The organism is Helicobacter didelphidarum, from assembly GCF_003364195.1.
GTDB lineage: Bacteria > Campylobacterota > Campylobacteria > Campylobacterales > Helicobacteraceae > Helicobacter_A > Helicobacter_A didelphidarum.
The window spans coordinates 17,966-32,833 of the sequence record NZ_NXLQ01000022.1 but is presented as its reverse complement, the minus strand read 5'-3'; the positions used below and the strand labels follow the sequence as shown (position 1 = coordinate 32,833).

Genomic DNA, 14,868 nt, shown 5'->3' with positions numbered 1-14,868 from the left:
TGAGGTTGGGATAACTTATTAAATTCTTCTTTTATGCCCAACTTACTTGATTGCTTTTTCATAGATTCCTCAAATGTTTGTCCTTTTGATTTTAAGGCTAAAAAAGTTAATTTGCACTCATTGTGATAGTAAGCAAGATTTATTTGGCACAGGGGCAAAGGAGATAGTAGATGTTCCACAAAACTATATAGGCGGATCCATCATTGGTTTTTAGAAAATAAAGAGCAAATAAAAGTAATAAACTCTAATAGCTAAACTAATATTAGATTCTGTTTTTATGGAATCTAGCAAGATAAAGTTTGTGCAAGTTATTTTTAAACTTTGTATTCTTGCTTGGAATACTTTATATTTTTCTTGTGCTTATAGATATTTAAAGGCTGAAAGGGGCATACCCGTATTTCTAAATCTAGTCATTAAGCTCTTTAAGCCAAAAGCTTATAATAGTCGATAAAACAATTTTGTTTAAGATTTAAACATTGGATTTGATATTTTTGAAAATTTTTACAGAATTATGATAAAATCACAAATCTAAATTATAGAGATTTTATAAAGGAGATTGCATGGGAAGAGCATTTGAATATCGTCGTGCAGCCAAAGAAAAACGATGGGGTAAAATGAGCAAAATCTTTCCAAAGCTTGCCACAGCCATCACTATTGCTGCAAGAGAAGGTGGGACTGATCCTGAAATGAATGCAAAATTGCGAACTGCCATAGCAAATGCTAAAGCAGAGAATATGCCAAAAGATAATATTGAAGCAGCCATTAAACGAGCAAGTGGGAAAGATGGTAATTTTGAGGAGACTACTTATGAAGGTAAAAGTGCAAATGGCGTATTAATTTTTATTGAATGTGCAACTGATAATCCAACACGAACAGTTGCAAATATTAAGAGCTATTTTAATAAAACACCAAATTCAAGCTTACTTACTAATGGTGCTATCGATTTTATGTTTGAGCGAAAAGGTGAGTTTCATATTTATCTTGATAACAAGGAAAAAGATGAAGTAGAGTTTGCATTAATTGACTATGGGTTAGATTCTCTTGAAAAAAGTGAGGATTCTGATGAAAATACATATATAGCATATTCAAAATATGAAGATTTTGGCACATTATCACTTGGCTTAGAATCTCTTCAGATTGAAGTAAAATCTGCAAAATTAGTAAGAATCCCAACAAATCCAATCACACTTAATGAAGAGCAAATGCAAGAGCTTGATAAATTGCTTGATAAAATTGAAGATGATGATGATGTTCAAGCAGTTTATACTAATCTCGCATGATACTTTAACGAAATGTAAAATATAGATTCCGTATTGATTTCTAAGTTCTGAAGGAAGTGTTATAGTTTGATAAGTTGCTTACAAAATTTTGTGTAATTTTTTTATAAAATTTCCTAATTACAATGAATTATTGTATGTTATTTGTATAAAAAATTAAGAGTCATATTAGAATTTTACCAAAATGATAATATTGAAAATCTCTAATCCAAAATAACCTAAAATTATATATGAAGAGAGAATAAATGCAAGATTTTATTAATCCTTATCGTGACAAGTCTCACATTCAAGCATTGAGCGTGCAAATCAATAAAAAAGCAAAACAACTTCAAGATGATTTGTATATTATGGAGGTGTGTGGTGGTCATACTCATACACTTATGCGATATGCGTTAAAGGGATTGATAGATTCTCAAAAAATCCATTTCATACATGGTCCTGGCTGTCCTGTATGTATCATGCCAAAATCGCGTATCACTCAAGCTTATCAACTTGCAATGTTACCTCATACAATCGTAGTAACTTTAGGAGATATGATAAAAGTCCCGGGTGAGTTTGGGAATCTAGCTGACGCACGGGCAAAAGGTGCTGATGTTCGATTTGTGTATTCTCCGCTTGATTGTTTGCAAATAGCAAAGGAGAATAAGGATAAAAAAGTCATTTATTTTGCCATTGGCTTTGAAACAACAACCCCAATGAGTGTAGCTTTGTTGCAAAGAGCTATTCAAATGAATATACAGAATCTTTTCTTGCATATCAATCATGTTTTAGTGCCTCCTCCTGTCCGTGCAATTCTTGATGACAAGAGAGCAAAAGTGAATGCACTTATCGCTCCATCGCATGTAAGCGTAATAAGTGGTTCTAAAATTTATGAGCCATTAGCAAAGGATTATAAGATACCTATTGTAGTAAGTGGGTTTGAGCCTGTTGATATGCTTGAGAGTATTTTAAGTATCATTACACAGAAGATAAATGGTGAGCATTATGTGCAAAATCAATATTCGCGCGTTGTTAATATAGAGGGAAATCTCAAAGCACAAGCCATGATTGAGAAATATTTTGAGATTGCACCAAGTTTTGTATGGCGTGGTCTTGGTGAAATAAAAGAATCAAGTTTGCAATTAAAAGAAGAATATAGATTTTTTGATGCACAATATCAGTTCCCAATTCAAGAAATAGAATCTCGTGAATCTAAATCTTGTTTGTGCGGAGAAATTTTGAAAGGTTTAGCACAACCAAAAGATTGTAAGGTTTTTGGTAAGTCATGCACCCCACTTAAGCCTATGGGAAGCTGTATGGTAAGCAGTGAGGGTGCATGTGCGGCTTACTATAAATATGGTGCATTGCAGTAACATAAGAATTTATGAAGTAAGACATTAAAATAATACTTAGATCACTTATACGATAATCTTTTGGAGAATTTAAATCTTTATTATATTGCTTCAGCTCTCTATATATAAGACAATATTATCTCAAGAAAAAGCTTTGCAAAAAATATACAAATAAAAGAATTGAGACATAAAATCTTTTGGTTACTTTATAGAAACATGCTATAATTCCGTGATTATTTGAGAATAAAAATTACAAAACATAAAGCAGTCTTTCACATAATGAATCTTTTTTGTAGAATTCCATTTATCTATTTTTCTCTCAATGTTTTTGTTCTAAAAAGGAAAATGATGCAATATATAGATTTTTTTACTATTTGCATGGGGCTTGTGTTTGCAAGTATGCTTTTTTATAGCGTTATACATCAATGGGTAAGTGTTAAAATGACTATTCGTATAAGTCTTATGATATTTTTTCTTTTACTTTGTATCATAACAAGTATTCATGCTTACAAGCGAAGCATTGTTAATGCACATATTCAAGAGTTTGAATCTGCTTTTAAAAACAATGAAGTTCTTATTTGTAATTATAACGAAGAACAAACACAGATAAATAAGGCAAACTTTATTTATTTTTCTGATTTACTAACATTTTCTGGTAAAAATGATTTAAAAGGCATAAACATTCATATTGAAGATTGCATACGACACATTCAGGCTCAAGATTTAGAAATGATACAGGATTAATCTAAGAAAGAAAGAGGCGATAAAGAAAATGAGCAAAAAGGATCAAAGAGAGCTAAAACATTATATCAAAACTACGCAAACCCAAAATACTGAAGATTATACACAGAAAGATTTGAAACACTTGTCTCAATCTCGCTTTCTGTCATATAATCAAGATGTGCAAGGTTACAATCAGGCTACATATCAGAATCTTATCGCGAAACTTGGTTTGCAAGATTTTATAAGAATCTTTGCTTCTTATTTTTCTCGCAAGATGTGGGATATTATTCCTACAAATAGAGATTTCTTGAAAGATTCTGAAAATAAACTTTCTCCTGGCATACGCAATAACCAAAACAATTGTGATAATGCCATACTTGAGCATATTTTACACATTTCATCGTTACAAAAAATGTATGAACTCTTACTTGCTTTGGAATCTCACATTCTTCCAAAGTTACCTTGTATAAGCTTTTTAGATGATGAATTGTTGCGTCTTAACAAAGGAGCTACACTGCGTTTGCAAGAAATATTTGAATTTATGCAAATTGTAAATTTTTTTTATGATTTTAAGAATCGAGATGATATTACAGAGGGTTATTTATATGAATATTGTCAAAAGTTTATTTTTCCACATGAAATTCTCGATCTTTTAAATCTGTTTGATTTTAATCTTAAAGAATCTTTGCAACAAGGCAACAATTCATATACATATTTAAAGTTTGGTGCAGATAGTCAATTAGATTCTTATTTACAGGCATTAGATTCTAAATTTCGAGAAAAACAAACAGAACTTTATTCTGCTATGAATCTTATTCATTTGCAAGAATATCTTGTTGATAAACAATTACACTTTATTGAGAACAACCTTGCTTTACTTGTGCGTGCAGGATATTCCCATGCGATTAAGGCAAAAGTAATAAGTCGTTCTGCACATGGTTTTTTTTACATTGTCCCATTGAGTTTAGAGAATATTCAATCACAAATTTATACTTTGCAAGATAAAATCCAAGCAAGAACTTTTGAATTAGAAAAAGAATATAGCAAAATCTTACAAAAATATGTTCCATTCTTGCGTTTTATCAATAAGGAATATGATTTTATAGATAGAGTGCTTGCACGTCTTCATTTTGCGAAAGATTATAACTTCGAATTTGTTTTCTCATTTTTAGAATCTAAGAGCATAAAAGATTCTATTATCCTGCATGAATATGCACATCCAAGTCTTAAGAAGCCAATTCCAATTAAACTTGAAATCATAAAGAATCTTGTTATGATAACAGGTGTAAATGCAGGTGGGAAAACAATGCTGTTAAAAAGCATTTTGAGTGCATTATTTTGTGCGAAAGTGCTTTTACCAATGAAAATCAACGCAGCAAAATCTTATTTGCCTTTTATCAAAAACATTGCAATTATTGCACAAGATCCACAAGATTCTAAAAATGATATTTCTACATTTTCAGGCAGAATTAGCGAATTTAAACAATTTTTGAATACAAAAGATTTAATACTTGGTATTGATGAAATAGAGATAGGAACAGACGCAAGTGAAGCTGCCAGTCTTTACAAAGTTTTATTGGACAATCTTTTGAAAAATAGTGTAAAGATTCTCGTAACTACCCATCATAAACATCTTGTTACACTTATGGCTGACAATCCACAGACTCAACTCCTTGCAGCACTTTATGATTATAAAAAAGCACAACCAACTTTTGAATTTATTGATGGTGTCGGGAAAAGTTATGCCTTAGAATGTGCTTTGCATTATGGAATCCCACAGCACTTGATTGATGAGGCAAGAAAGGTGCATGGTGAGGAGGCGAATAAACTTGAAAGATTGATTGAACAATCACACTATCAAATCATAATAAACAAACAAAATGAAATAAAATTACAGAATCTTGTCCAACAGCAAGAAGCAAAAAATAAAGAGTTGGAGGCACTTCAGCAAACATTAAGGAATGAGTTTGAGAAACAAAGCCTTCAGTTAAAGCGACATTATAATGAAGCGATTAAGGAAATTAAAATGCTTGCAAAACAATCACAAAAAAATCTCATAACTTTTTCTGAAGCAAAAAATTTAGAAAGCACACAACAAACCATTGCTGCAATTCATAGATTGTTGAATAAAACGCACAAAAATCAAGAAAATATCCTACATATAACCCCGCAGAAACAACAAGATTTTAATGTTGGAGAAAGAGTAAAATATCATAAAAAATTTGCAAGAATTCTTGAGAAGAAAGATAATATTTATACCCTTCAGTATGAGGATAATAATATGAAAATAAAGGGTATAAAAGGATATGAATTAACTCAAACAAATGAGGTAAGACAAATCCAATCTACGCATACATTGAAAACCGAAAATAAAGCGAGTTTAAGTCTTGATTTGCATGGTTTAACCAAAGAGCAAGCTTGTGAAGAACTGGAATCTTTTATAAGTCAAGCAATTATAGCAAAATTCCAAGAGGTTCTTATTGTTCATGGAAGAGGTAGTGGTATTTTACAACAAATGGTTGTGCAATATTTGCAAAATTCTAAAGTAGTACGTGGGTTTGTGGATGCTCCATATCATCTTGGTGGTAAAAGTGCTAAACTCGTATATTTGGATTAAATTTATAGATAAAATTTACATTAAAAAGCTATTATATTTTCATGCCACATTAAAAGTAATTTTATAAATTGTAATCATGAAAAATAGGGAAGTCTATGGCTCATCGTGAAGATGATATGTTCTTTCGTATCTTTTCTCTATCGAATCTTATTTAATAGAGATTTATAATAATAAACATAAAATCTTTTGTAAGCTGTAAAGAGGATTATATAAAAGATTGTGCTAATGGAACTTGCAAACCTTCATATAATGCTTGATATGTTTCTTCTCCACACAATAATTTAACAAGTGTTAAACCAAATAATATGGCAGTAGCAGGACCAGCAGAGGTAACAACATTCTTATTTATTACAACAGCTTTATTGATTCGATTCCCTGATAGTCCGTCCTCACACCCTGGATAACAAGTAAAATCGCCTTGTATAACACCCGCTTTATTTAAAACAATTGGAGAAGCACAAATTGCTGCAACAATCTTGTTGTTTGTATGCAGATGCTGAATGATCTTTAAAATAGAATCACTCTTTGAGAGGTTTTGCATACCCTCAAATCCACCTGCTAATGCAATGGCGTCAAGAGAAGTCATATTGACATCCTTTATGGCTATTTGTGCTTGAATTTCAATGTTATTTGCACCTTTGACTAAAAAAGAATCATCTAAGCTTGCTACAATAACATTTAATTGTGCGCGACGTAAAACATCAACTATTCCAACAAATTCCGCTTCTTCAAAACCTTGTGCCAATGGAACTAATACATTTTTCATAGAATTTCTCCAAAAATTAAATATTATATTATAATGAAAAAAAATAAAATTTCATATATTTATAAAGAAAATCAAAAGCAAAGCATATTCATACGATCTTTATTGAACCCAAATAATTACGATATGGAAGAATATTTAATTAAATATTTAAATATATTAAGCCTGATTATAAATTAGAAAACAAACCATTCTCTTTTTAACTTATTAAGCGTATCAATCTCTTTTTTCAACGCCATTACATGCTCATCAACTTGTGAGAATAAACTCATGCTTAGTGTAGCTGGCATATCCATACTGCCTCGTTTAATCATAATATAGTCTTCAAGTGTAATTTTTGCCATATTTAATGCAATGGTAATTTCATCTTGAATATTCTCAATATTTTTTATAATTTGATTAATTCTCTCAAACACAACATACCCTTTCATTACAAATTATAGAAAAATTGTAACAAATCTTTTTAAAGTTTTATCTTTAAGAGGATAATAAAATTAGAATTCATATAACAAAATAAAACAGATAACTATAAATTTTAAATTCGATGAAATAGTATTGTATGTATTATTATCAATATGAATCTTTTTATTATTTTACATAAGACTTTAGATTTTGTAAAGTCAGCTCCCAAACCATTGTTTCATGAGAATCTCATTTTGTTGATTTTATATGTGATAAAAAATATCAAAATAAAGGAAATTTTATTAATTTATTTTCTACAAAATTTGAGATTTTGCTATGATAGAGATTGTAAAATATTTTATAGGTGCAAAAAATGAATGTAGAGCAATACCTCCTCATCATCAAGGGTGAGGACAAAACAAGCGAGATTATAAGCTACGCATTTCAAGGCGAAAAAGTCGAAATTACTTATCCAAATAAAACATATCTCTATGCGAAAAACAATGTCGAGATTTTTACTAATCCGCTTGATTTGGGCGATAAGATAAGCTTAAAGCAAGGGGATTTGCTCTGTGTGCAACAAGCCCTCAAATTTGATACCTATATCAAAATCTTTTTTGACAATGGCACGGAGGAGATTATCCCCTCAAGTGCGCTTCAAGCAAGTTCAGATTCTCACGCAAAACCCCATATAATCCTTAATTACATCAAGGATATTGCAAATTGTGTGGGGTTAAGTGGTGATGATGGCGTATCACTCCTTACAAAAGAGCTAAATAAAATCGATTGTATCCCCTCTCATAATGCGCTATATGCGTATCTCCACCCAAATACACAGAATCTTGCCTCAAATGATATTACAGAATCTCAAAACCACACAGAATCCCCGCAAAATATCACTCCAAACAAACATAGCAAGTATAATAAAAGCAAGATTCTCCTCTTTCCTTTTGGCTCAAATCAATCCCAAACCAAAGCCCTGTATAATGCTATGACGCACCAAATAAGTGTGATTGAGGGACCACCGGGCACAGGCAAGACGCAAACTATCTTAAACATCATCGCAAATCTACTCTATCAAGGCAAAAGTGTAGCCGTCGTCTCAAATAACAATGCCGCTACGGCAAATGTTTTTGAGAAATTGCAAAACTACAAGCTAGAATATCTCTGTGCGACACTTGGCAATAAAGAAAATAAAGAGCATTTTATCACAAATCAAACGGGGCAGTATCCAGAGCTTGCGACAAAGCTTAATGAGATTCAAGAGATTCAAGGCAAAATCAAAGAGCTTAATGCAACGCTTGATGAGGTTTTTGTGGTGCAAAACAAGATCGCAAAAGACAAGGAATTGCTGAGCCGTTTCGAGTTAGAGGCGAAGTATTTTAGAGAACAGATTCACCCCCAAACCCTCCCACAATTAAAGAAAAATCTACAATCTGATATGATACTCCACCTCAAAGCCAAATTAGAATCTACAAAAAAGCTAAGTCTATGGCAAAAATTAAAATGCGTCTTTCTCTATGGGATAGGTGATTTTGCATTTTATAAGATTCCAAAAATGGAGATTCTAAGGGCATTTGATGAAATATATTATAAGCTTAAAATATATGAGCTAGAATCTGCGCTCAATACAAATACACAGAGATTAGAGGTGCTGAATGCCTCAAATCCACTTCAAGAATTGCAACACCTCTCATTTGCACTTTTGCAAGAAAAACTGCGAGAAAAATATCAAACACATTCGCAACCTCCCACACACGAGACAACGACACAGCAAAATACGCGCAATGCACGTAAAATCTTTGAAGCAAATGATTTGACACGCAATCCACAGGAGTTTATCGATGAGTATCCTATCATCTTTAGCACCACACATTCACTCAAAAGCTCACTTGATATTGAGTTTGATTATCTCATCATAGATGAGGCATCGCAGGTAGATTTAAGTAGCGGGATTCTCGCCCTCTCATCTGCGAAAAATGCTATTATCGTAGGCGATAGGAAACAGCTCCCAAATGTCATTCCAAACGATAAAATCAAAGACTTAGAGAATCTCAGCAAAGCATATTCTATACCGCCATACTACGACTACACGAAGCATTCACTCCTTAGCTCAATCCTTGAGGTGCTACCTCTTGCACCCAAAGTCTTGCTCAAAGAACATTATCGTTGCCACCCAAAAATCATTGGATTCTGTAATAAAAAATTCTATCATAACCAACTCATAGTCCTCACCAAAGATAATGCGGAATCAAGTGTGATAGAAGCTATCATCACACCCAAAGGCAATCACGCACGAGGGAATTACAATAACCGCGAAATTGCAGTCATTACCGAAGAGATTTTACCACCACTTAAGGAGCGATTGAGGAGTGAGGAAATCGGCATAGTCGCACCATACAATGACCAGAAACAAGGTTTGCAAGAAAAAATCAATGATGATAATTTACAAGTCGATACTATCCATAAATATCAAGGGAGGGAAAAGGAGGCGATTATCATCACTTGCGTGAAAAATGAAATAGATGAATTTATTAATGACCCTAAAATGCTCAATGTCGCTATCACGCGTGCGAAGTCAGCTCTAAGGCTCGTGGTATCGCACAATATCGCCTATACGAATAATAATATCAGCGATTTGATAAAATATATTCAATACCATAATTTTGCAGTGAAGACAAGTCGTATAAACTCCATTTTTGACTTGCTCTATGAGGCGAATAATGAAGCAAGAATCAAATATCTCAAATATAAAAAGAAAATTTCGCAATATGATTCGGAAAATCTCATCTATCATCTTATTAAAGATATTTTGGAGAAGAATAATTTTGATACCTTGAGTGTTCTCCCACATATTCCGCTTGTAAATCTCTTTAGTTTCTCACAAGATTCTATAAAAAATACCGATAAACAAGAGAATCAAAAAACACAAAATATCAATGCAACAAAATGCAGGGCTTTGGAGAATGGAGAGAATACGCAGGGATTATTGAATAAAGAAGAGTATAAATACGCCCTCAATCAATGGACGCACATAGACTTTGTGATTTTTAATACAATGGATAAAAGTTTGCTACTCGCTATAGAAGTTGATGGCTACACATACCATACAAAAAATGAGGAACAAAAAAGACGAGATAGATTAAAAGATTCTATCTTTGAGAAATATAACGCGCCCTTGCTCCGCCTTAGCACGATAGGGAGCAATGAGGGAGCAAGGATAGAATCTAGGATTAAAGAAGAGCTAGAAAAATCGCGTGATTAAGATTCTATACAATCTTGCAAAATCTATTAGCTTATCATCATTGATGAGTGAAGCAAACAATCCAACGATATGTCATACTTAATCTTTATAGAGAGAAATTTTGATTTTATATAAAATATATTATACTTTTACTTTTGTATTTGAGTCATTCATAAAAAAGGAGATATAAATGCAAAAGACGACAAAAGAAACCATAAATGGCATAGTATGGAAGGCTTGCGATACCTTTCGTGGCACGATAGAGGGGAGCGAATACAAGGATTATATCCTTACTATGCTATTCATCAAGTATCTTTCAGATTTTTATAAAGAAAAGTTAGAATTATTGCGTGCAAAGCACGGCGATAAAATTGAGAGGATAAATGCAGAACTTAAAAGAGAGAAATTCAAGCTTGATGAGACTTGCACTTTTGATTATCTTTTATCCCACAAAGAATCCCAAAATCTAGGCGAGCTTATCAATAAAGCCCTCGCACAGATTGAGGAGAACAATAAAGACAAATTAGATGGGATTTTTAGAAGTATTGACTTTAATAACCCAAATAAGCTTGGTAACACCAAAGAGAGAAACGCTCTTTTAAAAAGTCTCTTAGAAGACTTTGGCGATAGCAGGCTTGATTTACGCCCATCGCGTTTAGAAAATAACGACTGCTTAGGCGATACTTATGAATATCTCATTGCACATTTTGCAAGTGATGCAGGTAAAAAAGGCGGTGAATTTTATACACCTAAAGAAGTTTCTATCCTGCTTTCTCGCCTCATAGAGCCAAAAGAAGGAGAGAGTATTTATGACCCAACTTGTGGGAGTGGCTCACTGCTTATCAAGGCTTCACAAGAGATTCCAAATCATAATTTCCGCCTCTATGGACAAGAGAAAAATGGGCAAACTCACGCCCTTTGCAAGATGAATATGTTTTTGCACGAGATAAATGATTCGATTATTTTATGGGGCGATACGATACGCAATCCCTTGCATTTACACAACAACACCCTAAAAACCTTTGATAAAGTCATTGCTAATCCGCCTTTTTCACTTGATAAATGGGGTGAAGATGAGGTCAAAAATGATATTTACTCAAGATTTACATTCGGCATTCCACCTAAAAGCAAAGGTGATTATGCCTTTATCCTCCATATGCTTGCCTCTCTTAATACAAATGGCGCTATGGGCGTGATTTTACCGCATGGAGTGCTATTTCGTGGAGCAAGCGAGGGTAAAATTCGTCAAAAAATCATCGAGGCAAATTGGCTAGATTCGGTGATTGGCTTACCTGCAAATCTATTTTATGGCACTTCGATACCAGCGTGTATCTTGATTTTTAAGAAAAATAGAACAAATACAGATATATTTTTCATCGACGCAAGCAAAGAATTTGAAAAGAACAAAAACCAAAACAAACTTACAGATGAGAATATAGCAAAGATTTATCGCACTTACAAAGAACGCAAAAGCGTAGAAAAATACGCTCACCTTGCGAGTTTAGAAGAAATCAAAGAAAATGATTACAATCTCAATATCCCCCGCTATGTCGATAGCTTTGATGAAGAAGGGATTATCGACTTAGAATCCACAAAGCAAGAGATTCTAGCGACACAAAAGGCATTAGAATCCACACAAGAAAAACTAGATGGATATTTGAGGGAATTGGGGTTGTGAAAGGAATAAGTTATGAAAGAAATCCAAACTATCTTATATCACATCAAGCAAACTGATTTGGAAATCAATGTTATCCTCAAAGATGAGAACATTTGGGCAACTCAAAAGGCTATGAGTGAGCTTTTTGGTGTCAATATTCCAGCGATAAACAAGCATTTAGGCAATATTTATCAAGAAAAAGAGCTTGATGAAAATTCAACTATTTCCAAAATGGAAATAGTTCAAATGGAGGGAACAAGGGAAGTTAAACGCATTCAAACTTTTTACAATCTCGATGCTATCATCAGCGTAGGCTATCGTATCAACTCCAAACAAGCGACTACTTTTAGAATCTGGGCAACTAAAATCCTTAAAGAATACGCAATAAAAGGCTTTGCTATCAACGAAGAACAACTCAAACAAGGTAATAGGATTTTTGGCAAGGATTATTTTAAAGAGCTTTTAGATATAGTTCGTTCCATTCGTGCAAGTGAGCGTAGAATCTGGCAACAAATCACTGATATTTTTGCAGAATGTAGCATTGATTATGACAAAAATTCTCCTACAACAAAGGATTTTTATTCTATGGTGCAAAACAAATTTCACTATGCTATCACAGGACAAACAGCCCCCGAAATCATCTTTTCAAAAGCAAATCACAAAGCCTTAAATATGGGCTTAAGCACTTGGAAAAATTCCCCAAATGGCAGAATCTTAAAAACAGATACAAAAATCGCTAAAAATTACTTAGACGATAAACAAATCAAACAGCTAGAACGAGCAGTTAGCGGGTATTTTGACTATATAGAGGATTTGATAGAACGAGAAAATACTTTTACGATGCAAGAATTTAGCAAAAGTATCGATGAGTTTTTATCCTTTAGAAAATACGAGATTTTAGCAGATAAGGGCAAAATCTCAAGACAAAAAGCAGACAAAAAAGCTGATAGTGAATATGAGCTTTTTAACAAAACTCAAAAGATAGAATCAGACTTTGATAAGACAATCAAAAATATCACATTGAGGAAAAGTAAATGAATACTATCCCGCAAGGCTATAAACATACAGAGCTTGGAATCTTACCGCAACCACCTATCCGTCATACTGAATGAATGTGAAGTATCCATAAAAGGCAATATAGATTCTGAAATTATGGATTCTTCAGTCGTTACACTCCTTCAGAATGACAAAAGAATATATTTTACAATTAAAGGTGTATCAATAAATGGAAAATAAAAATATACGAGATTGGAAAATCTATGAATTAAATGAGATTCTTGAAATTAAATCAAATAAATTTAATCCATTAAAAGATTCTAATAATCTAAAATGTATAGAATTAGAGCATATCTCACAAGAAACAGGAGTCTTATTGGGATATATAGATTCTAATTCTCAATTAAGCATTAAAAATCAATTTAGAAAGGGAGAGATACTTTTTGGTAAATTACGCCCTTATTTAAAAAAGTATTGGAAAGCTGAATTTGATGGAGTATGCTCTAGTGAAATTTGGGTTTTCAATGGTAAAAAAGCTATAAATGATTTTTTATTTTACTTCATACAAACTAATAAATTTACACAAATTGCAAATATTTCTACAGGCACAAAAATGCCCAGAGCGGATTGGCAATATATGAAAGAAATCCCTTTTTATATTCCACCCCCAAACGAGCAAGAAAAGATAGCGGAGATTCTAAGCACCGTAGATGAGGGCATAAACGCACTAGAGCGACTTATCGCACTCAAAGAGCAGTATAAAAAGGGCGTAATGCAGAGGCTTTTCACCCCACCCACCAATACGCCACATTTAGCCCCGCCCCTTGCGGGAGGGGTTGGGGAGGGGGATACTCCCTGCGTGGAGAGAGAATCTATAAGCGAAAATGTGGATTTTTTGGCTTTGCAAGAATGTGATAAAATGGGCGTAGATTGCCACGCCGATAAATCGGCTCGCAATGACAATGAGAAAAGTCATCATACTGACCTTGAGCAAAGCAAAAGGGAAATATCCGCCACCGCAGCCATTGCGAGTGAAGCGAAACAAACCGCCTCTTTTGTCATTGCGAGGAATGAAATGACGAAGCAATCCACAAACGAATCTTTCAAGGAGGATTCTTTGAGCAGGACAATAAATATGGATTGCCACGAATCTACTTGCGTAGATTCTCGCAATGACGATGAGAAAAATAAAACTCATAATGCCATAGCCCAAAGTGGCACAATCAAACCTTTGCGTTTCAAAGGATTCACAGACAAATGGCAAAGCGTGAGGTTGGGAGAGGTGCTAAAAGAATGCAACTTAAGGAATAGAGATTTATCTATCAGCTTAGTTCTTAGTATAACTAATTCCTTAGGTTTTGTGCGTCAAAAAGATTATTTTGAGAGAGAGTTAGCAAGTGATGATATAAGCAAATACAAAATTATCTGCAAAGGAAATTTTGCTTACAATCCTGCTAGAATTAATGTAGGCTCAATCGCTTTATTGCGAGAGTTTGATAAGGGGGTATTGAGTCCTATGTATATTATCTTTAAGTGTGCAGAAAGTATTAATAATATCTTTTTAAATTATTGGATTCATAACCATCATTTTAAAAGAGAAATGGCAAACTTGCTGGAAGGTAGCGTAAGACAAGTTTTATCTTTTAGTGCAATGTGTGAAATCAAAATAAAACTCCCCTCCCTCAAAGAGCAAGAAAAAATCGCCAATTTCTTATCACTGATAGATGATGAGATACAAGAGCTTAAAAATTTGCTACAATTACGCAAGACACAAAAGCAAGGCTTAATGCAACAGCTCCTAAGTGGCAAAGTGAGGGTAAGAGTGTGAAAAAAATAGATTCTAAAATAAAAGATATTC

General features: G+C 33.3%; 11 protein-coding genes. 9 read left to right on the top strand and 2 right to left on the bottom strand.

Annotated features, from left to right (window positions below; translation table 11 throughout):
* Positions 1 to 73 precede the first annotated feature (73 nt).
* The 5 genes from CQA53_RS12380 (at position 74) to CQA53_RS08290 (ending at position 5,948) form a co-directional block, all read left to right on the top strand.
* Positions 74 to 214, top strand: a complete 141-nt coding sequence (locus CQA53_RS12380; protein ID WP_181882403.1) for a hypothetical protein — start codon at positions 74 to 76, stop codon at positions 212 to 214.
* A 346-nt stretch (positions 215 to 560) separates the two neighbouring features.
* On the top strand, positions 561 to 1,280 hold the full coding sequence (locus CQA53_RS08305) for a YebC/PmpR family DNA-binding transcriptional regulator (RefSeq protein ID WP_115543541.1): 720 nt from the start codon (positions 561 to 563) through the stop codon (positions 1,278 to 1,280).
* A 242-nt stretch (positions 1,281 to 1,522) separates the two neighbouring features.
* On the top strand, positions 1,523 to 2,629 hold the full coding sequence (hypD, locus tag CQA53_RS08300) for a hydrogenase formation protein HypD (protein WP_115543540.1): 1,107 nt from the start codon (positions 1,523 to 1,525) through the stop codon (positions 2,627 to 2,629).
* Positions 2,630 to 2,956: 327 nt separating this feature from the next.
* Positions 2,957 to 3,352, top strand: coding sequence for a hypothetical protein (locus CQA53_RS08295; protein WP_115543539.1), 396 nt, complete (start codon positions 2,957 to 2,959; stop codon positions 3,350 to 3,352).
* Positions 3,353 to 3,380: 28 nt separating this feature from the next.
* Positions 3,381 to 5,948, top strand: a complete 2,568-nt coding sequence (locus CQA53_RS08290; RefSeq protein ID WP_115543538.1) for an endonuclease MutS2 — start codon at positions 3,381 to 3,383, stop codon at positions 5,946 to 5,948.
* A 205-nt stretch (positions 5,949 to 6,153) separates the two neighbouring features.
* Here the strand turns inward: CQA53_RS08290 and CQA53_RS08285 are convergent, their stop codons facing one another.
* The gene (locus CQA53_RS08285) at positions 6,154 to 6,714 is read right to left on the bottom strand and encodes a DJ-1 family glyoxalase III (RefSeq protein WP_115543537.1); all 561 of its coding nucleotides are present in this window, start codon (positions 6,712 to 6,714) and stop codon (positions 6,154 to 6,156) included.
* 173 nt (positions 6,715 to 6,887) lie between these two features.
* Positions 6,888 to 7,127 carry a DUF2443 family protein gene (locus CQA53_RS08280; protein ID WP_115543536.1) on the bottom strand — a complete coding sequence of 80 codons (240 nt, stop codon included), beginning with the start codon at positions 7,125 to 7,127 and terminating at the stop codon, positions 6,888 to 6,890.
* Between the two features lie 359 nt (positions 7,128 to 7,486).
* On the opposite strand from CQA53_RS08280, the gene CQA53_RS08275 reads away from it, so the two are divergent.
* The 4 genes from CQA53_RS08275 (at position 7,487) to CQA53_RS08260 (ending at position 14,838) form a co-directional block, all read left to right on the top strand.
* The gene (locus CQA53_RS08275) at positions 7,487 to 10,378 is read left to right on the top strand and encodes an AAA domain-containing protein (protein WP_115543535.1); all 2,892 of its coding nucleotides are present in this window, start codon (positions 7,487 to 7,489) and stop codon (positions 10,376 to 10,378) included.
* A gap of 169 nt (positions 10,379 to 10,547) precedes the next feature.
* Complete coding sequence (locus tag CQA53_RS08270) at positions 10,548 to 12,035, top strand: type I restriction-modification system subunit M (RefSeq protein ID WP_115543534.1); 1,488 nt, start codon at positions 10,548 to 10,550, stop codon at positions 12,033 to 12,035.
* A gap of 12 nt (positions 12,036 to 12,047) precedes the next feature.
* Positions 12,048 to 13,052 carry a virulence RhuM family protein gene (locus tag CQA53_RS08265; RefSeq protein WP_115543533.1) on the top strand — a complete coding sequence of 335 codons (1,005 nt, stop codon included), beginning with the start codon at positions 12,048 to 12,050 and terminating at the stop codon, positions 13,050 to 13,052.
* 187 nt (positions 13,053 to 13,239) lie between these two features.
* Positions 13,240 to 14,838 carry a restriction endonuclease subunit S gene (locus CQA53_RS08260; protein WP_115543532.1) on the top strand — a complete coding sequence of 533 codons (1,599 nt, stop codon included), beginning with the start codon at positions 13,240 to 13,242 and terminating at the stop codon, positions 14,836 to 14,838.
* The last annotated feature ends 30 nt before the right edge of the window (positions 14,839 to 14,868 follow it).